This window comes from Candidatus Afararchaeum irisae (genome assembly GCA_034190545.1).
In the GTDB taxonomy this organism is placed as follows: domain Archaea; phylum Halobacteriota; class Halobacteria; order Halobacteriales; family Afararchaeaceae; genus Afararchaeum; species Afararchaeum irisae.
Map to the genome: position 1 here is coordinate 1 of JAXIOF010000023.1, position 20,222 is coordinate 20,222.

Consider the following 20,222-nt stretch of genomic DNA (forward strand, 5'->3'; position numbering starts at 1 on the left):
GGCACTCGTCGTTGGTACACCGGAACGTGGCTTGTGCGGCTCTGTTTCCGATGTGACCGCACTCGTAGCACATCTGGCTGGTGTACTCCGGTCGGACGTACTCGACTGGAATACCGGCCTCTCGCGCTTTGTCCTCGACGCGGTTCTGTAACCGAGCGAACGCCCACGCATGGAGTCGTCGGTTCATATACGCGCCGTAGTCCAATTCTTCGCGGATATACGTCAGATTCTCCATCACCAGCACCGGCTTCTCGAATTGCCGGGCGTACTCGACGGCCTGCCGAGACGCCTTCTCGACAATATCGGTGAGCGCGTTCTGGTAGTGGTTGAATCGCTCGTTCATCCGCCACTCGGCGGCGTCACGCTCTTGAAGGCGCTTCAGGGTGGTGTGCATCTCTTTTCGGAGATGTTTGGCACGGCTCCCGTCACACACGAACGGGCCAGTTGGTGAACCGTCCTTGAGGGCACAGCCCGTTATCAGGGCAGTTTCACCAATGTCCAGACCGATGTGCGTCACGTCGTCGCCGTCTGTCGCGTAGTCGGGTTCTTCGAACGGAAACTCGACAGTGACGTGTAGCGTCCACGATGTACGATTCCGTTGCAGTCGGAGTTGGCCTGCCGACGCTTCACCGTCCACGAGGTCGTGCCACAGACCCTCCTGTTCGGGGTTGATGCGAAGAGGTATCCAGAAATTCGTTCCGCGACCGGGCTGGGGCACCCACCACGTAAACTCGTAGTCCCGTTCCGGTGAGTGGTCGAACTCGGCGGCTTGGTTGGTGAGTCGAACCGGGTGGTCGTCGTCCAACTCCTGTGCATCGTAGATTCCGTGCAGTTGCGGGACGTAGTTGCACAGAGCCGCTTTCGCCTGATACGGGAGGTCGTAAGGTGTCACCACGTCACTGGTTGCGCTCATCGTGTCACACCCGGCGTCGAATGCCTCGTGTAGACCCTCACGGTAGGTTTCGAGCAGGTCACACAGTTTCCGCTCCTTGTGTGCTGTCGGCGGCGCGAGGGTCGCTTCGAGCGTCTTAGTCGTCGTTTCCATCTGTCTCTAACCCTTGTTCAATTAGCTCGCGGTAGGCACGCGGATGGCGGATGCCATTCTCACGAGCGTACTCTTTGACTCGCTCGTGTAGGTCGCCACCGCGCTCCATATCTATCTCCGTTCGCACAAGAATTTGTACGTTTCTGCCCTACTAAATACTTACGTTGGGTATTCAGTCAGGCAACAGTCACGGAGATTGTGGCACGGAGCTTACGCGATTCACTCCCGTTCGCCAGACTGCGTCTGGCGGGCAACCAGAATCCTGTGGATTCTGGGTGACGTCCCCAGAACGCGAAGCGTTCTGGTGTGCGAACAAATCGCGCAGCGATTTGTCAACGCCCTGTTCGGTTCTCGGGTCTGACTAAGCGTCGGAACACTCGTCGTTCGCGGGAAGGGCGGGATTCTCTCGCTGTATCAAGATAGAGGCTTTTTTGTGGTCTCCGCTTTACTCTAAGCCTAATGTCCGATCCTGACCCCGAATCCGGCGACTACCGTATAGAGAGAGACTCGATGGGAGAGGTGGAGGTTCCCGAGGACGCCCTCTACGGCGCGCAGACACAGAGGGCGATAGACAACTTCCCCGTCTCCGATCTGCGTTTCGGGAGACGTTTCATACGCTCGATAGGTATCGTCAAGAAGTCGGCAGCCGAGACCAACGTCGAGCTAGGTCTTCTCGACGAAGACAAGGCAGAGGCGATACGTGAGGCGTGTGACGAGGTCATAGACGGCGAACACGACGACGAGTTCCCCGTCGACATATTCCAGACGGGAAGCGGAACCTCGACCAACATGAACGCCAACGAGGTCATAGCCAACCGTGCGATAGAGATACGTGGAGGCGACAAGGGTACCCGTTCGGTACATCCCAACGACGACGTAAACATGGGTCAGTCGAGCAACGACGTGATCCCGACGTCGATACATATAGCAGTCCTCACAGCGATAGAGGACGATCTCATACCCGCACTCGAAACTCTTGAGACTGCCTTCGATCAGAAGGCGGAAGAGTTCGACGACATCGTCAAGACGGGACGTACACATCTCCAGGACGCGACTCCCGTACGTCTCGGACAGGAGTTCTCGGGCTACGCGAGCCAGATAAGCCACAGCATCGAGAGGGTCAAGAAGACACGTGACTCGCTCTCAGAGCTCGCGATAGGCGGCACTGCCGTCGGCACGGGACTCAACACACATCCCGACTTCCCGACCCTGATGGCAGAAAAGATCTCGGAGAAGACCGGAGTCGAGTTCAGAGAGGCGGAGAACCATTTCGAGGCTCAGGCTAACAGGGACGCACTCGTCGAGACGAGCGGTGCTCTTAAGACAGTCGCGTCGTCGATGATGAAGATAGCCAACGACCTGAGATGGATGTCGAGCGGTCCACGTACGGGATTCGGCGAGATCGACCTGCCGACAGTACAGCCCGGATCGTCGATAATGCCCGGGAAGATCAACCCCGTCATACCCGAGTCTGTATGTCAGGTCGCCGCACAGGTCATAGGCAACGACGCCGCTGTCAACGTCGGAGGACAGGCGGGCAACTTCGAGCTAAACGTCATGAAGCCCGTGATGGCACACAACGTACTCGAATCAGCCGAGATACTCGCCAACGTCTCCGAGATACTCGCCGAGGACTGTGTCGAGGGAACCGAGGCGAACGAGGAGGTCTGTGAGACCTACGCAGAGGAGAGCCTCTCGATAGTCACCGCTCTCGCTCCCCATATAGGATACGACGACGCCGCGAAGATAGCCAAGAAGGCACTCGACGAGGGCAAGACGATAAAGGAGGTCGCCCTCGAAGAAGACGCTATGGACGAGGACGAGCTAGATGAGGTTCTCGACCCGATGGCGATGACCGAGCGCGGAATCCTATAAAGCCATTTCAACCTTCACGACTTATTTCTTTCATGGACAGGGATCTAGAGACGGAGTACGACGGACGCGACCTGCCCGAGGGCTGGGTCGTCTGGTCCGAGGACGAGGGCGTCGTGATCTGTTACCGACCCGACGTCTTCAACGCTGAGGACTACCCACGACGGTGCCTACCCCTCGTGACTGTCGTCGAGGCTGACACCGGGAGCATAGGCGGACGTACCGGCTGGAGGGTCAGCCTCTTCGTGGAGGTCGACGTCGAGGCACACACCGTGGGACGTGTTCTTCCCGACTACGACGCCGCAGTCGACTACATGGTCGAGGTAGCCGAGGAGTTCAACGCCGGCGACTTCGACCTCCGGGGCTTCTACGCTGAGGAGGACGTACGTGACGACTACATAGAACGGATAGAAGAAGAGATAGACTAACTAAACTATCCCTCGTTATCGTTATCTTTCTTTATCTCCTCAAGCTCCTTCTCGACCTCGTCGTCGGTCTCTGAGTCCCTGCTCTCACTCTCTCCCGAATCCTTCCCGTCGCCGTCCTTTTCCGTCTCCCCGCCCCCCTCTTTCTTGAGAGTCTCAAGCTCCTCCTCAACGGCGTTCTGAGACGAGATCTCTTCTAACTCGTCGTCTATCGAGTCGGAGTCCTCGAACGGCGACTCTAAGTCGCCTTCCTGATCCATCTCGTCTAGGGCTTCCGAACGCGCCTTCATCTCGTCGAGCTCTTCCTGTGCCCTCTCGACAGTCCTGTCGATGTTCTCCATCTCGTCGCCCGCGCCGCTCACAGCCTCATTGACCTTCACCGACGCCTCGGCGGCGGAGTACTCCGCTTTCATGCTATCCTTCTTCGTCTTGAAGTCCTCTATCTTCGTCCTGAGCCTCTCGCGTTTCTCCTTGAGATCTTTCTCCTGTGTCTCAAGACGCTGTATCTTCTCGTCAAGATCCTCTATCTGTGACACAGCAGACTGCTTCTTTTCGAGAGCCTTCCTCGCTAAGTCGTCCCTGTCCTGATCCACGGCTTCACGTGCCTGCTTATTGCGTTCGTCGACTTCTTCCTCTAACTTCCTCTTCCTCATCTCAAGACGTTTCTTAGACGTCTTGAGGTCTGTGAGTCCCTTGTTGACCTTCTGTTCCTCGTCCTTGAGATCCTCGTAAGCCTGGTCGAGTGTCTCGTACGGATCCTCGAAACGTCCTATAAGAGAGTTCAGCTTAGTACGTACGAGGTTGGTGAGACGCTGTATCACTCCCATAAAGGAATTTGGCGTCTTAAACAGATAAGTCTAAGGCAAGTCGTACGTCACTAAGCTATTGCCGAGACGAGACGTTCGAGATGTATCCTCTCGTTGTTGCCCCCTGCCTCCGACATCTCGTCCTCGACCTCTCCTATCAGACGTACTATCCTCGCTGCCTCAGTGTCGTCTATCTCAGACCTGCGTACTTCGTCTACGAGAGCTTCGAGTATCTCGACACCCGAGAAGCCCTCGTCTATCAGAAGGTCGTCGATAACATCTACTGCGTCTTCGAAGTTACCCTCGCGCGACAGACTCAGCACCTCGCCGATGTCTCCACCTGTGACCGAGTCTATGACGTCGTTCGCGTTCGACATCGTGATGACGTCTTTCTCCGAGGCGACCGTCTGTAGGGTCAGAACCGCCTCACGCAGGTTTCCGTCGGCTTCCTCGGCTATGAACTCCAGACCCATACCGTCGTACTCGATGTCTTCCTCGCGGGCTATCTGCCTGAGTCTGTCCCTCACGCGGTCTCTCGTCGGAGCACCCAGGGACACAGAGAAACACCTCGATCTTATCGGAGGTATCACGGCTGAAGACAACCGCGTCGTGAGTATGAACTGGCACGTCTCGGAGTGACGTTCCATCACCCTTCTGAGCGACTCCTGAAAGTCACGTCTCATGCTCTCGGCGTTGTCGATTACGAGGGTCTTGAATCCGGTTCCGACAGTCGTGTGTGAGGCGATCTCCTTGAGGACGTGGTTCATGAGGTCTGCCTTCGACGAGTTACGGCGTCTCTTCGAGGTTATGAAGCCCTCGAAACGCGGGTCATCGGCTATCTCCTTCTTAGTCATTCCGAAGAAGTCGGAGGCGTTGAGGACGAAGACCGAGTTCTCGTATGCGTCTCCGTGTTCCTCGCTCGCTATCGCTTTGGCTGCGGCGGTCTTTCCGACCCCCTCGGAGCCGTGTATCAGCGCGTTGAGGCGTCCCTCGGCTACGTTCCTCAGGAGACTCTCGGCGTCGGGATGTACGGACGAGACCTCGTCGATGCTTCGAGGTGAGTGCTTAGAAGTCCAGAGATCCGACTCGGTCATGGTATAGAAGAGATAAGTCTCCTCTCGGTATAAACTCAGTGACCTTCTTTCTCAGGGTTCGGGTATAGCGACGATCCTCCGACGACGAAGAGGACGAGGAAGACGAGAAGTAGACGCGGCAGAGCCGACCCCGCTACGTCGGGAAAGACACCCGAGGCTCCTATGAGTCCACCCATCAGTACTGCGTCTCTCTCTCTGAGGTCGGGGTACGACGTGTCGATCACCATGAGGTACGCGAGTACAGACGTGAGACCGACGAAGAAGACTGACGGAGTCCCGAGGTCGGAGAGGTAAGCCGACGCGACTGTGATACCCGAGAGTGTCGACGGTACTCCCGTGAACCCCGGTGAGTCGGAGTCCTTGACGTTGTAGACCGCAAGACGTACGACCGCCGAGAGGAGAAAGACGACGGGGAGAACCGAGATGTACGTGTACTCGCCTCTCGTGAGGACATAGACGAGCGAGGCGGGCACGAGACCGAACGAGACTGCGTCAGCGAGTGAGTCGAGTTCGACGCCTATCTGACTCGTTCCCGACTGACGCGCTAATATACCGTCGAGTCCGTCGGCGACCCCGGCTATCAGAACCAGGCGCGCCGCTGTATCTGTGTCACCTGAGAGGAGGAAGGTAACCGCGGCGAACCCCAGAGCCGTGTTAGTGAGAGAGACGACGTCAGGAGTCCGAAGCAGAGTCACGAGTCGGGGTCGTGGTGCCATCTGAAACAACGCGTGGTGTCCGTGAGCATAAAGGCTTCGTGTCTCGTACCGCGGCGTACTCGGGGACTCCGACAGATTTAACTTAAACTGTGGTATAGTATGACGTATGCAAGTGTTTGGGCTGGAACAAGGAAGCAGTACCTACTGGGCTTTGGTCACGGCTATAGGACTAGTCGTAGTCGGTGTTATAATACTCAACCAGATACTCAGCGGGACACTCGTACTCAAAGACTAGCCTGAGATGTCTGAGATCAGGAGCCTTCTTGTAACTCACAAGTGGGCGGAGGTCAACGAGCTAGAGGAGGTCTGTAAGCCCGACATAGACTACCTCCTAGAGAGTCTGGAGTCTAAGAAGGGGATTCGGGAGGCGTTCGTGCTCCAGACGTGTAACAGAGCCGAGTTCTACGTTACGGGTGACTCGCCGAGGGAGGCTCTCCAGGAGATCGCCGACGAGATAGAGATAGACCGCGAGCTCAGGAAGTATAAGGGACACACAGAGTCGGTACGTCATCTGATGCGTCTCGCGTGTGGTCTCGAAAGCATGGTTCTCGGCGAGGACGAGATACTCGGTCAGATAAGGGAGGCGTACCACGAGGCTTCCGAGAAGGGTCATCTTGACAGCACCCTCGACACAGCCATAATAAAGTCGATACATCTCGGCGAGAGGGCGCGTTCGGAGACACGTATAAACGAGGGCAATGCCTCGATGGGAAGTGCAGCCGTCGAGGTCGCGAAGGAACGTCTAGGCGACCTCTCGGGTATAACAGTTCTCGTGATAGGCGCGGGAGACATGGGCGAGCTAGTCTCGAAGGCTCTCGCTTCGAGGGACAAGGAGTACGACGACATACTCGTGGCTAACCGGACGTTCGAGACGGCTGCGAAGCTCGCAGACGACATAGGTGGCGAGCCCGTCAAGTTCGCCGAGCTATCGAGACATCTCCACGACGCCGACATAGTCGTGACAGCGACGGGTGCTCCCCATCCCATATTCGACAAGTCAGACCTTGATGGGCACGAACTCCTCGTAGTCGACCTCGCCAACCCGCGTGACGTCAACCAGAACGCCGACGAACTCGACGACGTAGATGTCGTAGACATAGACGATCTCTCACAGGTCAGCGACTCGTCTCTTCAGACACGCAGAGAGGCGGCAGAGAGGGTGGAGGAGATGATCTCGGACGAGATGGAGGTTCTCGAACGCAAGCTCAACGAGAAGGCGGCACAGGAGATGCTTTCGAGGATCTACAGCTACGCCGAGGGTCTGAGAGAGACAGAGACCCAGAGAGCCTTCGAGAGACTCGAGGAGAACGGAAGAGGACTCTCCGACGACGAGAAGGAGATAATAAACGACCTCACTCGGTCGCTCGTCTCACAGCTTCTCTCCGACCCCACGAAGTCGCTCAAGAAGGCGGCGGCGTCAGAGGACTACGAGACACTCCAGTCGGCGTCACGTATATTCCGCCTCAGCGACTCGGAGTCGTCAGAGCCCCCGGCTCCGACAGGGGCACGTGAGGAGGTCGGCTACGTACCGGGTTCGAGTGAGTCGTAGAGTATCTCAAGCAGTTCATCGGAGCCGTACGAACTTTGTTCTACGCCGTAGTCTTCTCCACCGGGGAAGCCTCCGTACTCCTCGGCTCTCTCGTATGCCCATCCACCACCGGGCGGCAGGTCTGTTATGGGTGTTATCTGGTTTCCTCCCCACTCCTCGTAGGCTCCCTCGTAGACACGGACGTTGTATCCCATGTCTGTCAGGAGAGGGAGCGGCAGAGCACCCCTAACGGCTGTCTGGCAGTACGAGATAACGGTCTGGTCGCGGCTTATACCTAACTCTCCGAGCTCCGACGATACCTCGTCGACAGGACGCAGATGTGCGGGGCTACGGATTATCTCGCTAGTTCCCACGGTCGTTAGCTCGTCGTTGTCGGGGTCTGTGAGGAGACGTCTCCACGGAAGAAGCTCCGCGCCGGGTATATGTCCCCCGCGGTGGTTCATCCCCTCGCGCGAGCCGCTGGGTCCTCCGTGGCGTCTCACCTCTGTCCCGGTGTACTCGACGAAGTCCCTGTTGTCTACGAAGACAGCCGAGTCGTCGTTGAGATGTCTCATAACGTCGACTCCGGTCACGATGAGATCCTCCGCGGGACCGTTGTGTGAGTAGTCGGCTTCTGATGGCTCGGCTAAGCTCTCTGAGGTCGCGCCTCCCTCCTCGACCCAGTAGGTTCGGTTGCCCTCGAAGAGCTTTACGTCTCCCTCGTGTCCCGCCCAGATGAAGCTCTTGACGACCGTAGCCGCCCAGAGACCTCCGAACTCGTCGTAGACCACGACGTCGTCTGTCTCCGAGATACCGTTCTGACCGAAGACTTCGGCGAGGTCGTCGGGTCTCTTCATGATGCCGTTGACCTCGAAATGGAGAGGCGTCGCCGGAGCCCCCCTCGTCTGACCCGCGTCGAGCCCGACAGCACCGTCTATGTACCCCGTACCGTCGACGGGACTAGCGTCTACCACGGTCACGTCGTCTATGTTGTCGGAGAGCCAAGAAGCAGTCGCGACGTGTTGAGCCTCTTCCCACGACTCTATGTCGGAGCCTCCACCTGAGTCCGATCCAGTCCCCCCACCACCATCCTGCCCCCCCGTCTGTTGCGTTTCTGTCTGCCCCATACACCCCGCTACTGACACTCCCCCCGTTACTACACCGACCTTCTTAAGGAAGTCACGTCTCGATTCTTTCATTTTGTTTCCCCCGATTGACCACCTACCAATCCGAGACTCATATATCTAGGGCTCGTCTCCGTGACAACGACAGCCTTTTAGAGCCAGTCACACATTCCTAACCCAACTACATGAAAGACCCCGAGAGCCTCGGCGACACGAAGGTGAGAGATGTCTCGAAGGACGAAGTCTGTGTTCTCATACCCACTCTCAACGAGGAGGGAGCCATAGGAGAGGTCATCGAGGGGTTCTCGGGATTAGGATTCGACAACATACTCGTTATCGACGGCGGGAGCGACGACACGACACGTGAGATAGCCCGCGAGAAGGGAGCACGTGTCGTAGTTCAGTCGGGGAAAGGAAAGGGACAGGCGGTACAGGAGGCGATAAACCTCATAGACGAGCCCTACGTCGTGATGGTAGACGGCGACGGAACCTACGACCCTGACGAGGTCGACAGACTACTCGAACCCCTCGAAAGGGGCTACGACCACGTACTCGGAAACCGCCTCTCAGACCCCGACGAGGGAGCCTTCACGCGTCTCAACTACGCCGGCAACAGGATCTTCAACTCCGTCTTCAGTCTCGCACACGGCAGAGACCTCAGCGACATACTCACCGGCTACCGTGCCTTCACGACACAGTCGGCTGAGGATCTCTACTTAGAGGAGAAAGGCTTCGGCATAGAGACCGAGATGACAGTCGAATCACTCAAACACGACCAAGACGTCGTGAGCGTTCCTATCTCTTACAGGTCACGTCCCGAGACCGCCGACACTAAGCTCCATCCAATCAAGGACGGCGCGAGGATAGCCTACACTATCTACCGTATGACCAAGACCAACAACCCACTCTTTTACTTCGGGAGCATAGGAGGACTCCTCTTCTTAATGGGATTTGTCTCGGGTCTCTACGTAGTCTACGACAGGTACGTCAACGGAATAAGCCGTAACCTCCTCGCTGTCCTCACCGCACTCCTCGTCCTCGCGGGGGTTCAGCTATTCATATTCGGCTCCCTGAGCGACATACTCGTCGACCTCCACAGGGAGGAGATGAGAGAGATAAGGAGTCTGAAAGAAGAAGACGACGAGTAAAGTAGACCGGAAACTATTCTTATCTTATCTTATCTTAGTTCCTGCTGGGTCGGAGCCTCTCAGCACCCTTTCCGCGTGTCTCGAGACCACGGTTCGACTGTCCCGCGCTCGTCTTTCCGCGGAAGACACGTCCCGTCTGGCTCTCGTCACATACCCAGTTGAGGTCGGGGTCGTTCTGTACCGCGGGATGGTCGGGGTCGTAGAGTATGACCTCGAACCACTCCTGGTCTCCGTCGTCGCCGACCCAGTACGAGTTGACTATCTCTAGGTTTGTGAACCTGCGCGCAGTTCTCTCCTCGGCTATCCTCTGTGTGTTCTTCGTCGGAGTGACCCTCGTTACACCCGTCCTCTTCGACCTTCTTCCTGCCTTGAAACGCTGCTTCCTAGCTGTTCCCTTACGGACTCTCGTACGTGCGACGACTACACCCTGCTTAGCCTTATAGCCGAGAGACCTCGCCCTGTCTATACGCGTTGGTCTCTCGATCCTCTCAACTGCGCCCTGCTTCCTCCATCTCTGCATACGACTCCACTGAAGCTCGGAGATGTCACCTTCGTCGGTGTTCTTCCAGGCTTCCTGAACGTGTGAGTAGAACGATTTTGCCATAGTATCACTTGAATTTGGTCTTACTTACTCCCTTTGTTTGTCGCATATTTAAAAGAGTTGTTTTCGGTCTCACGAGCACGAGCCGTCGCCACAGATTTCGAGATAGGCGTCTATGTCCTCCGACTGAACTGTTCTCCTCTCGGCGTGGCGTGCGAGATCCGCCGCCGACGCCGCTATATCCTTCGCCCAGTCCTCTAAGTAGTCGGCGAGTACGAGACGTGCCTCCTTGCTAATCCTGTAGTTCTGAATGTCGAGACGTGCTATCCTGTCGACCGGAGCTATCGGCAGTCCGACTTCGTCCTTAGAAACCTCGGCGGGGTGGGTCTCGAAGCCGAAGTCGTCCGCCATCACCGTCTTACGTCCGTCTTCTGTAGCTTTCTCGGCGGCTTCGGCTGCGACCTCCGCGCCCTTTCTCTGTATAACCTCGGCGAGTCTCTCCGAAGCTCCTGCGCTCACGCGTATATCGGGGTCGGCGTCACGTATCAGGCTGTCGACGGGAGCGAAAGGGAGTTCGACCGTACGTGTCATCTTACCACAGTCACGGGAATCGACGCCCTTCTCACGATCTCCTGTGCGACGCTTCCCATGAGATCCTCCTGTTTCTGTGACATTCCCCTGTGTCCGACGTAGATCGCGTCGAACTCCTCGTCCTCGGCGTATCTAACTATCTCGTCAGCGGGGTCTCCGTAGAGTAGCTCGGTGGCGACGTCTATCCCGGAGTTCTCGTTCTCGGCTTCTGCGCGTGCGTCCTCGAGAACCGTCTCTCCCCTCGTCTCAGCCTCTGACATGTCCTCTATGAGCATGTCTCCTCCTTCGGAGTATATCTCAGGAACTGAGGAGTGGAGGAGAGTCACCGAAGCACCCAGACATTCGGCTATGTTCATGGCGTAACTCACGGCGTTATCGCTCTGGTCTGATCCATCGACCGCGACTGCGAACTTCATACCTTCTATACTCGGAGAGAGCGACTTAATAGCTTTCCATGTCTCCGACTAGTACGTGTCTAGAAATCCTTACCTATATACTTCGGGGAAGTCTTTAAATGTTTGGGATACGTTATTATAAGTATAATGGTTAATCTCAGATCATCCGAATCCGTCAGGGAGTACCAGGGCTCCGAGTCAGAGAAAGAGGAGGAGACGGAAGAGGAGACGGTACATGAATGTCCCGAGTGTGGCTCCGATAACCTCGTGGAGGACTCCGAGAGGGGCGAGACTGTCTGTCAGGACTGTGGACTCGTCGTCGAGGACGAGCAGGTCGACAGGGGTCCCGAGTGGCGCGCATTCGACTCGAAGGAGCGTGACGAGAAGTCACGTGTCGGGGCTCCCATGACACAGAGGATGCACGACAAGGGACTCACGACCAACATCGACTGGAGGGACAAGGACGCCTTCGGCCAGTCGCTCTCCGCCGACAGGCGCGCCCAGATGAAGAGGCTCCGTAAGTGGCAGAACCGCATAAGGACGAGCGGCTCTAAGGAGCGTAACTTACAGTTCGCTCTCGGGGAGATAGACCGTATGTCGTCGTCGCTCAACATACCCGAGAGCACGCGTGAGGTCGCCTCAATGATATACAGACGCGCGCTTGACGAGAACTTGCTCCCGGGACGTTCGATAGAGGGCGTCGCGGCTTCAGTGCTTTACGCGGCGTGCAGACAGGAGAACATACCACGTTCGCTCGACGAGATCGCTGAGGTCTCACGTGTCGAGAAACAGGAGGTAGCGAGAACCTACAGGTACGTCGCACGTCAGCTTAACCTCGAAATAGGTCCGACTGACCCCGCCGAGTTCGTACCGAGGTTCGCTTCTGACCTCGATCTCAGCGAGGAGGTACAGCAGAAGGCGAGCGACATAATACACGACACAGCCGAACAGGGTCTCCTCAGCGGCAAGTCGCCGACGGGATACGCCGCCGCCGCGATATATCTCGCTTCTATTCTGTGCAACGAGAAGAGGACACAGAAGGAGGTCGCCGAGGCGGCGAGTGTGACAGAGGTCACTATACGTAACCGTTACCACGAACAGGCGGAGGCTATCGGCGCTGGTGTGTAACCCAACTCTGTAACTCGGTTTTTATCCCCTTCTCTCACTCCATATATATGACATGGAGAATACAAGTAGAAGAAAAGCTATCGGTTCTAGATATTGAGTTGGCGAAAAAGAATATTAATTAGGACTTCTAATTCGTTTCGCAGCAAGCCATAACAGGTCAACCGCCGAAAGGACAAGAAGACCGGCAATAACCAGTTTGAGGAATGGGTACTTCCCAAATATAGTGTCCCATACGCTTGTAGATTCAAGCAAGAACACTACGAATATGAACAAGGCTGCTACGAGGTCACGATAACTACCCATCATGAATATATTGTTTCTGTTTCCTAATTACCTTTCGGACGGAGGTCATTGTGAGAGGACTTAGCAGATTGGTAACGCTATAAGCCCCCAAGGTGCTGGATTCCACCATTCTTTTTGGTAGAGAGCCCACTCCCACTCTCCATCATTGCATGCGCCAGCCCAGTCAGCGATTCCGAGTTCGATCGCCTGTTCGAGAGCACATCCTGAGTCGGCCACGAGAGCGCCAGGAATGAGTACATCGTCGATAACCCCGATCCCGGTCGGATCATCGGCAAAGAGAAACACTGTTGCTCCTCCGAGGACGGTACATGCTTGGTCCGTCTCATATACTCCTATCAGGTCATAGCCTGGGAACGAAGGTGCCATTAGTCCTTACCTCCACTTACCTTCGCAAGACTATTCGCTTGGCGAGTTACATTCACACCGTTACCAACAGACTTCACTTGATCATCGGAATAGTAGACCTTCGTAGCAGCTCCATCGTTTTCCGGTCGATTTACGATTACAGACATCTTAATGTCGTCTCCAGTGGAAGGTGAAAATGCATATCCCTTTGCCTCGCCACTATTATTGGATTTAAATGGAATTTCCAATTGCTTTCCCTCCTCATTGGACGGTATGTGGTGAAGCTGTTCACCTCTCTCCTCGCCCATATGCGGAGTAAAACCCTCCTCTTTCAGCGCCTTCTTCACCGCCTTGAACTGCTCCGAACTTCTCACTTCGGCGACGAACTCACGCTCGTCGTCCTCGTCCATCTCGCGCTCCTCTATCTCGTCGTCTTCTCTCTCATGTTCGTCGTCGTGTTCATCGTCATCATGGTCTTTTTTGTCTTCCTCATACTCGTCCTCTTCCTCGTCGGCTGCAACTGTGGGAATTCCAAATGCACCTATACCTGTTGCTAATCCTGCTCTTTGCAATACTGTACGCCTATCAATCTCTAACTCATTTTCTTCGTCGGCCATTTTATCAGGGGCCTCTTAATTCCATATAACTAATGTTACTTTACATTAAGGGGCGCTGTTAAGTTAAGCAGTTATTCCAGAACCAAGCGAACTGACGCAACCAGTTCTGGGTAGGTTCTACGCTTTTTCCGGTGAAAGAAGCGTAGAACGCATTGATTCTACGCTTAAGCTCCTGAAACCACCGTTCGATACGGTTTCTTACTCCGGTATGGATCACATACTGTTGGATACTGAGCCGCTGAAAAGCGGCTCCGTATCCTACAGCATTATCTGTAACTACCGCTTCTGGCAGTTCGTCGTATATTTCTTCGATCTCTCGTAGGAACTTGGTTGTCGTGAGGTAATTACGTGTAGGATAGAGATTTAGATGGACTACTTCCCTTGTTTCGGGATGAAGAGCGGCGAAGAGTGTAAACTCTTCCCCGCTCTGGGTTATAGACGTTTCATCCATAAGGATCACATCAGGGAGATCGTTGACTGGCTGAGAGCCAGTCAACTTCTCTCCGAGCTTATTAACCCATTCCCATACTGCCACATGAGAAACATCTACTCCTAACCAATTGAGAACCTTCTCGGTCTTGCGAAGGCTTAGTCCTGCATCGTACAGGACTAAGCCAAGCTCTACGTACGACTCGTCGGTTCTTTCTCTCTCGAAAAAGTCTACTTCTTCTAATACTTTCGTTAATACGGGGAGTTTGAATTTCATCATCAATATCTCATACACTCCCCATCCTAATCCTTAACTTAACACTGCCCATTAAGGGTTCGTCAAATGACGAGATCTTCGTCAAATGTCAGGGGGGTCCGTAATAGTATAAAAAAATTGGTGGTAAACACATCAGTTTTGAAGGGTTAACTCTAAGGGACATCACTCCCTATAGTTGCGACATGGATTCGGGCTCCGGTGAAGGGGACAAAGCAGTGAGCGATGTCTACTCAAGACTCGACGCCGACGTTTCGAGGGAAGAGTTCGAGGGCTTCGTCGAGAAGAAGGTCGAACAGATGGGGGGACTCTGTGACGTTCCGACCGCGGCGAAGTTAGTCGCCCACGAGATGAACGGCAGCGTAACCGACTCGGTAGAGGACATAACCACAGAGATGAGCGAGGTCAAGTTCACCGCGAAGGTCGTCGACATAGGCGATGTACGTAGCTTCGAGAGGGACGACGGAGACGACGGAAAGGTAGCTAACATAGAGGTCGGAGACGAGACGGGACGTGTACGTGTTGCACTCTGGGACGAGTACGCCGACTCGATAGACGAGTTATCCGTCGGAGACGTACTCAAGATAGGCGGCTCGCCGAGGGAGGGATACCGAGGCGGTGTAGAGGTCAGCGCGACAGAGGTCGAACCCGACGACGAGACCGATGTCGACGTTATCGACACTGCGACGTCTGTCGGGGATCTGACTGAGGGGATGTCGGAGGTCGAGATAGTCGCCGAGGTGATAGAGACCTCCGGTGTCAGAACCTTCGACCGCGATGAGGGAGAAGAGGGACGTGTCTCGAACCTCGTCGTAGGAGACGACACCGACTGGATACGTCTCACTCTCTGGGACGGAAGAGCCGACGACGTCAAGCGGCTGACCGAGGGCGACGTCGTGAGGGTCAAGGGTGGCTATACGAGGGTCGATGACGGCGACCTTGAACTCCACGTCGGTGACAGGGGTACCGTCGAGAAGACAGACGACGACGTCGAGTTCGTCCCCGACTCGACACCCATAGAAGACGTCGAGATAGACGAGACCTACGACATAGACGGCGTCGTCACAGACGTTGAGGAGACGAGGACCTTCACGAGGGACGACGGCAGCGAGGGCAGTGTCAGAAACATACGTGTGAGCGACCCGTCTGGAGAGATGCGCATCGCTCTCTGGGGCGAAAAAGCCGACATCCAACTCCGACCGGGCGACGAGATAAGTCTCACGTCGGTCTATGTCAAGGAAGGATGGAACGACGGCGTCGAGGGAAGCGTCAACTGGAACAGCACCGTGACTGTCGACGGTAACGGGTCACCACGTGAGGAGAACGCCGAGACACATGAAGAGGGTCTCGACAGCTTCACTTAACCGGTTTCTAGTCACATACCAAACAAGTTATACTCGCCATTCCACTATCCCCCAGTAATGAAGAGGCGTAACCTTCTCAAGCTTCTCGGAACTACTGCGGTAGCCTCGACAGCGGGCTGTACTAGTGTGATGGGGGGATCGTCGGGCAGTCAGACGTATCTCGACAAGCGCGAGAGTCAGAGGGCGAAGAGCGAGGCTCTGTCGTATCCCGCATATGGGGAGAAGCTACCGAAGGCGACTCTTACCGACCCCATAACAGGCGACGAGTACACGACGACGAAGGTCAATAATAACATACTGATGACCTTCTTCTATTCTCACTGTAACACGATCTGTCCACGTCTCATATCGACACTCAGCAACGTACAGGCAGACTCGATCAAGAACGACTACACCGACGAAGTCGTCTTTCTCCCTATAACCTTCGATCCCAAACGTGACACAGCCGACAGGCTCATAGAGTACGCCGACCAGATGAACATAAACCTCGACGTCGGAAACTGGCACTTCCTCAGACCTAAGTCCGTGAAGAGAGCAAAGGAAGTGGTCGCTGAGAAGTACGGTGTCGGCTTCCAGAAGGAGTCGGATGTCGGAACCCAGTATATGTTCACCCATCTAGGACTCATAATACTCGCCAATCCCAAGGGCTACGTTGAGAGGGCATGGACTATGACGACGACCTCGGGACCGTCGTGGCAGGAGGTACGTGACGCTCTCAAGAAGATCCGTAAGGCTGAGTCACAGGGGTAACAGATGAACCTATCACGTCGAGAGATTATTGCGGCTCTGGGTGGAACGGGTCTCACCGCTTTCGGGGCGTGGGTGGGTCTGACACGTCCCTTCTCAGACGACGGCTTCGAACCCGTTAAGATAGATACACTCGAAGCAAGCGGGAGCCAGCCAGGGACTATGACCGTCCCCGTCGAGGGGGAGGTGACCGTAGTAGACATATTCTCTACGACGTGTGCGCCGTGTGTTGACCAGATGGACTCGCTCGGAGCCGTCGAGTCACGTCTCGGAGATGAAGCCGTCTTCGTCTCTGTCACAAATCAGCTAGTCGGAGAGGAACTCTCGGTCACGAGGGACGACATACGTGACTGGTGGAACCGGAACGGCGGAGACTGGACGGTCGGCTTCGACGACGACGGAAAGCTCACGAGAGCCGTGAGTGCGACGGGAATGCCGTATCTCGTTATAGTCGACACCGACGGCGAGGTTGCGTGGAGCCACGCCGGAGTCGTCGGCGAGGAGAAGCTCACACGCGAGATCCGTGACGTTTTAGATGGTGGGTGAGAAATATACAGCAATGAGCGAGACGCGTAGCACGATAGAGGACTACATAAGGAGCAACCCGGGAGTCTACTTCAACCAGATAGTCAGGTCTCTCGACCCCGCTCCGGGACAGGTTCAGTACCATCTCCGGCGTCTCGAAGAGGGTAAAGACATAGTCGAACAGAGTCTCTACGGACACACACATTACTAGCCCGAGACCTACGGCGACTGGGAGAGGAACGCGCTCGCTCTCTTCCGGCGTGAGACCTCGCGCGAGATACTCATCCATCTCATAGACGAGAACGGCGCGAAGCCGTCGGAGATGACCGACGATCTCGGCATACCGAGGAGCACGCTTGAGTGGCATCTCGACCATCTTATCGAACAGGAGATAGTCGAGAAGGAGCGTGACATGGGAGGAAGGGTCAACGTCGTCCTCACTAAGCCTGAGAGGACGCGTGACCTCCTCGAAATAGTCTCTCCGTCTCTCCCCGACAAGCTCATCGACCGTTTCATACGTCTCTTCGACCAGCTCTAGTTTTAGACGTACATACCAGAACGCAGTTTATTCTGAGAGGGTTACACAGAGTATAGAACAGAACATGGATCGGCGCGGTAGTCGTAGTCACAGTCGAGACAACGCGAGAGGCATAAGAAGACGTGAGTTCCTCAAGTCGGCAGTCGCGATAGGAGGAGCCTCGGCGCTCGCGGCGTGTATGGGACGTTCCGACGACAGTATACCACGCGGTGGGACGTCTAAGCTACCCGAGAGACAGCACGCGTGGAACGACTACCTCAGACACGACGACCACGGAAACCCACTGAACCCCCGCCACCACGTCCTCGTCTTCCTCGACTACTCCGGAGATGTCCCGTCAGAAGAAGACCGCGACTCGGTCGAAGAGTCCCTCAGCGACCTCGAAGAAGCCTTCGCGTGGGGAAGCGACGGTCTCCTCTTCACAGTCGGCTACTCGCCCTACTACTTCGAGAGGTTCGACGCCGATACACCGACATCGATAGAGCTTCCGAAGCCCGAGCCTCTCGCCGACTTCGAGAGTCCCGACCCCGACAAGTACGACGCCGTCTTACATCTCGCTAGCGACCACGCGACTGCGGTACTCTCCGCCGAGGAGGCACTCCTGGGCGAGGTCGACGAGGCGAACGGAGTTGAGGTCTCTCCGCTCGATGGTATCTTCGAGAGAAACGAGAGACGCACGGGCTTCGTGGGTGAGGGACTTCCCGCCCAGAACCAGGACGTCGACGGTATACCTGACTCGGAGCCAGTAGACGAAGACGCGCCTATGTACATGGGATTCAAGTCTGGCTTCTTGAAGAACCAGGCGACAGAGGACAGGGTCACAGTAGACGAAGGTGGGTTCGCGGGAGGTACGACACAGCACGTCTCACGTCTCAGACTTAGGCTCGAACAGTGGTACGAACAGGACAGCCGTTACCAGAGGGTCGGAAAGATGTTCTGTCCCGCACACGCTCAGGAAGGGAGGGTCGAGGGGACGGGCGAGAGCCTCGGTGACTCTAGCCGTATGGAGGACTGCGGTGACGCCGTCGAGTCGGCGAGACAGAACGGCATGGTAGGACACTCACAGAAGATGGTCTCCGCGAGACGTGACGGCTCTCCCGTTATGATAAGACGTGACTTCGACTCGACAGATGGCGGCGAGGCGGGACTACATTTCGTCGCCCTCCAGGAGAGCATCTCCGACTTCGTCTCGACACGGAAAGCTATGAACGGAACCCGCGTCTCACGTAGCTCTCCCGTCGGAACCAAGACCAACAACGGCATACTCCAGTATATATCGGTCGAGAGACGCGGAAACTACCTCGTGCCCCCGAGGAGTCTTAGGGCTCTTCCGACCCCGAATCCGTGAGATTTCGACAGCCGTACCAGAACCCGTATTTAAAGAAAGAACCAACCAAGACACAGAAATAATGCGACGCCGAGAGTTTCTCAGAGCCGCGGGTCTCACGGGACTCTCTGTATCTCTGTCTCTCCCGGGATGCATAGAGATACGTGGAAGTCCGAGGACACGCGCGGTTCTACCTCCCTTGGTCGACGACAGACCCGATGCTGTCTACTATCCTACTCACTCTGAGGGCATGGTCTTCCTCGGAACCGAGACTGTCGGAGACTACAAGCTGGGTCTGACCTACTCTTTCCCCGACAGGTTCTGGAACGTCACGGGTCAGAGGACGTCGAGGGTCGATCCCACTGTCGAGGACGACATACATCTCATGGCGACGGTCTGGGACTCCGAGACGGGGATCGTCCTTCCGGTCGCTTCGGGGGTCGACGTCGAGGTTCTGAGAGACGGTGAGACTGTCGAGGAGAGAACACTCTGGCCCATGCTTTCTCAGAATATGGGATTCCATTACGGCGACAACCTCAGTCTCGATGGAAACGGAAGGTACGTCGTTAGGGTCACAGTGCCGGGAATGGAGATAGAGAGGACTGGAGAATTCAATGGAAAGTTCGAAGACGGCGGCACAGTCGATTTCTCGTTCGGGTACACCAGATCGAGCATGACACAGATTCCGTACAAGAAGTACCCCGACAAGAAGGGTGAGCGCGACGCTATAGAACCGCGCGAGTTAGAGGTCGTTCCCCCCTTGTCGACACCTTCGACCTCAGTGAATGAGTCGAGGGAGAGGAGTAGAAACATGGTAAAGGAGTACGCCATACCTGTCTCAACGTCTCCTCGTGTCGAGGAACTCCCGGGTGATACACTTGGGACTCAGAGCCTCGGGGACATCATTCTGTGTCCGACTCTTCTCGGAGCCGAAACAGACTCAGACGAAGATGACACTGACATCCTGAGACATATCGCTGTCTCCCCCCGTACCGCCTACAACTCTTTCCCCCTCCCGATGGCTTCCCTCGCCGCGCGCCTCGTCGACTCCGGGGAGACAGTATTCGAGTCGTACCTCGAAGCATGTATAGACCCCGAGATAGGCTACCACTACATAACATCATCACCCGTCGATTCCGAGACAGTCGACTCCGCCGAGATCCTTACTGTGACAGTCGAGACACCCCCACAGGTCGCACGACACGAGGGGTACGAGACTGCTTTCATGAGAACCGGCGACGTGAGTTTCGAGATCTGACTGTGACAGTGGTTACTACCACCACCATGACCACGAACGACTCCGACTGTGACTCCGACCGCGACAAAGCCTATACAGTCCG

Annotated in this window: 23 protein-coding genes and 1 pseudogene; 12 read left to right on the forward strand and 12 right to left on the reverse strand. The window is 55.9% G+C overall.

The window, feature by feature from the left end; all coding sequences use genetic code 11:
* On the reverse strand, nucleotides 1-1,045 hold a 1,045-nt coding region (locus SV253_03015; GenBank protein ID MDY6775037.1), incomplete at its 3' end, for a transposase.
* Nucleotides 1,029-1,172, reverse strand: a complete 144-nt coding sequence (locus SV253_03020) for a hypothetical protein (GenBank protein MDY6775038.1) — start codon at nucleotides 1,170-1,172, stop codon at nucleotides 1,029-1,031. The genes SV253_03015 and SV253_03020, both read right to left, overlap by 17 nt.
* Before the next feature lie 332 nt (nucleotides 1,173-1,504).
* On the opposite strand from SV253_03020, the gene SV253_03025 reads away from it, so the two are divergent.
* Together SV253_03025 and SV253_03030 are read left to right on the forward strand one after the other, a co-directional pair.
* Nucleotides 1,505-2,920, forward strand: coding sequence for a class II fumarate hydratase (locus SV253_03025; GenBank protein ID MDY6775039.1), 1,416 nt, complete (start codon nucleotides 1,505-1,507; stop codon nucleotides 2,918-2,920).
* A gap of 32 nt (nucleotides 2,921-2,952) precedes the next feature.
* Nucleotides 2,953-3,345 (forward strand): DUF5820 family protein, encoded by a 393-nt coding sequence (locus tag SV253_03030; protein MDY6775040.1) that lies wholly within the window; start codon nucleotides 2,953-2,955, stop codon nucleotides 3,343-3,345.
* 5 nt (nucleotides 3,346-3,350) lie between these two features.
* Here SV253_03030 and SV253_03035 read toward each other — a convergent pair whose 3' ends face one another.
* Genes SV253_03035 through SV253_03045 form a run of 3 tightly spaced genes read right to left on the reverse strand, consistent with a single transcriptional unit; the run spans nucleotide 3,351 to nucleotide 5,958 of the window.
* Nucleotides 3,351-4,169: a PspA/IM30 family protein gene (locus tag SV253_03035; GenBank protein ID MDY6775041.1), complete on the reverse strand. Its 819-nt coding sequence runs from the start codon at nucleotides 4,167-4,169 to the stop codon at nucleotides 3,351-3,353.
* A 50-nt stretch (nucleotides 4,170-4,219) separates the two neighbouring features.
* Nucleotides 4,220-5,242 carry an AAA family ATPase gene (locus SV253_03040; protein ID MDY6775042.1) on the reverse strand — a complete coding sequence of 341 codons (1,023 nt, stop codon included), beginning with the start codon at nucleotides 5,240-5,242 and terminating at the stop codon, nucleotides 4,220-4,222.
* Nucleotides 5,243-5,277: 35 nt separating this feature from the next.
* A complete protein-coding gene (locus SV253_03045) occupies nucleotides 5,278-5,958 on the reverse strand; it encodes a CDP-alcohol phosphatidyltransferase family protein (GenBank protein ID MDY6775043.1) in 681 nt (226 codons plus the stop codon).
* 106 nt (nucleotides 5,959-6,064) lie between these two features.
* On the opposite strand from SV253_03045, the gene SV253_03050 reads away from it, so the two are divergent.
* The gene (locus tag SV253_03050) at nucleotides 6,065-6,193 is read left to right on the forward strand and encodes a hypothetical protein (protein MDY6775044.1); all 129 of its coding nucleotides are present in this window, start codon (nucleotides 6,065-6,067) and stop codon (nucleotides 6,191-6,193) included.
* Between the two features lie 6 nt (nucleotides 6,194-6,199).
* A complete protein-coding gene (hemA, locus tag SV253_03055; protein MDY6775045.1) occupies nucleotides 6,200-7,507 on the forward strand; it encodes a glutamyl-tRNA reductase in 1,308 nt (435 codons plus the stop codon).
* Here hemA and SV253_03060 read toward each other — a convergent pair.
* Complete coding sequence (locus SV253_03060) at nucleotides 7,480-8,613, reverse strand: rhodanese-like domain-containing protein (GenBank protein MDY6775046.1); 1,134 nt, start codon at nucleotides 8,611-8,613, stop codon at nucleotides 7,480-7,482. The two genes, hemA and SV253_03060, sit on opposite strands and share 28 nt — an antisense overlap.
* 182 nt (nucleotides 8,614-8,795) lie before the next feature.
* Between SV253_03060 and aglJ the strand changes: the two genes are divergently transcribed.
* Nucleotides 8,796-9,758, forward strand: coding sequence for an S-layer glycoprotein N-glycosyltransferase AglJ (gene aglJ / locus SV253_03065; GenBank protein MDY6775047.1), 963 nt, complete (start codon nucleotides 8,796-8,798; stop codon nucleotides 9,756-9,758).
* Nucleotides 9,759-9,792: 34 nt separating this feature from the next.
* On the opposite strand, the gene SV253_03070 is transcribed toward aglJ, so the two are convergent.
* From SV253_03070 to SV253_03080, 3 genes are all read right to left on the reverse strand, one after another.
* On the reverse strand, nucleotides 9,793-10,362 hold the full coding sequence (locus SV253_03070) for a 50S ribosomal protein L15e (GenBank protein ID MDY6775048.1): 570 nt from the start codon (nucleotides 10,360-10,362) through the stop codon (nucleotides 9,793-9,795).
* Nucleotides 10,363-10,431: 69 nt separating this feature from the next.
* Entirely contained in the window at nucleotides 10,432-10,890 is a 459-nt protein-coding gene (locus SV253_03075) for a histone (protein MDY6775049.1), read from the reverse strand.
* Complete coding sequence (locus SV253_03080) at nucleotides 10,887-11,306, reverse strand: universal stress protein (GenBank protein ID MDY6775050.1); 420 nt, start codon at nucleotides 11,304-11,306, stop codon at nucleotides 10,887-10,889. Before SV253_03080 ends, SV253_03075 begins: the two co-directional genes overlap by 4 nt.
* A gap of 126 nt (nucleotides 11,307-11,432) precedes the next feature.
* Between SV253_03080 and SV253_03085 the strand changes: the two genes are divergently transcribed.
* The gene (locus SV253_03085) at nucleotides 11,433-12,413 is read left to right on the forward strand and encodes a transcription initiation factor IIB (GenBank protein MDY6775051.1); all 981 of its coding nucleotides are present in this window, start codon (nucleotides 11,433-11,435) and stop codon (nucleotides 12,411-12,413) included.
* 363 nt (nucleotides 12,414-12,776) lie between these two features.
* On the opposite strand, the gene SV253_03090 is transcribed toward SV253_03085, so the two are convergent.
* Genes SV253_03090 through SV253_03100 form a run of 3 tightly spaced genes read right to left on the reverse strand, consistent with a single transcriptional unit; the run spans nucleotide 12,777 to nucleotide 14,384 of the window.
* Complete coding sequence (locus tag SV253_03090; protein ID MDY6775052.1) at nucleotides 12,777-13,082, reverse strand: hypothetical protein; 306 nt, start codon at nucleotides 13,080-13,082, stop codon at nucleotides 12,777-12,779.
* Entirely contained in the window at nucleotides 13,082-13,678 is a 597-nt protein-coding gene (locus SV253_03095; protein MDY6775053.1) for a hypothetical protein, read from the reverse strand. Before SV253_03095 ends, SV253_03090 begins: the two co-directional genes overlap by 1 nt.
* A gap of 58 nt (nucleotides 13,679-13,736) precedes the next feature.
* Entirely contained in the window at nucleotides 13,737-14,384 is a 648-nt protein-coding gene (locus SV253_03100) for an IS6 family transposase (protein ID MDY6775054.1), read from the reverse strand.
* A 182-nt stretch (nucleotides 14,385-14,566) separates the two neighbouring features.
* Between SV253_03100 and SV253_03105 the strand changes: the two genes are divergently transcribed.
* The 6 genes and pseudogenes from SV253_03105 to SV253_03130 all read left to right on the forward strand — a co-directional run bounded on the left by SV253_03105 (nucleotide 14,567) and on the right by SV253_03130 (nucleotide 20,140).
* Nucleotides 14,567-15,745 (forward strand): OB-fold nucleic acid binding domain-containing protein, encoded by a 1,179-nt coding sequence (locus tag SV253_03105; GenBank protein ID MDY6775055.1) that lies wholly within the window; start codon nucleotides 14,567-14,569, stop codon nucleotides 15,743-15,745.
* Nucleotides 15,746-15,802: 57 nt separating this feature from the next.
* Entirely contained in the window at nucleotides 15,803-16,495 is a 693-nt protein-coding gene (locus SV253_03110; protein ID MDY6775056.1) for an SCO family protein, read from the forward strand.
* Nucleotides 16,496-16,498: 3 nt separating this feature from the next.
* On the forward strand, nucleotides 16,499-17,038 hold the full coding sequence (locus SV253_03115) for a TlpA disulfide reductase family protein (GenBank protein MDY6775057.1): 540 nt from the start codon (nucleotides 16,499-16,501) through the stop codon (nucleotides 17,036-17,038).
* Nucleotides 17,039-17,051: 13 nt separating this feature from the next.
* Nucleotides 17,052-17,555 (forward strand): annotated as a pseudogene (locus tag SV253_03120) (winged helix-turn-helix transcriptional regulator).
* A gap of 64 nt (nucleotides 17,556-17,619) precedes the next feature.
* Nucleotides 17,620-18,903: a Tat pathway signal protein gene (locus SV253_03125; GenBank protein MDY6775058.1), complete on the forward strand. Its 1,284-nt coding sequence runs from the start codon at nucleotides 17,620-17,622 to the stop codon at nucleotides 18,901-18,903.
* A 61-nt stretch (nucleotides 18,904-18,964) separates the two neighbouring features.
* Nucleotides 18,965-20,140, forward strand: a complete 1,176-nt coding sequence (locus SV253_03130) for an iron transporter (protein MDY6775059.1) — start codon at nucleotides 18,965-18,967, stop codon at nucleotides 20,138-20,140.
* Nucleotides 20,141-20,222: the final 82 nt, after the last annotated feature.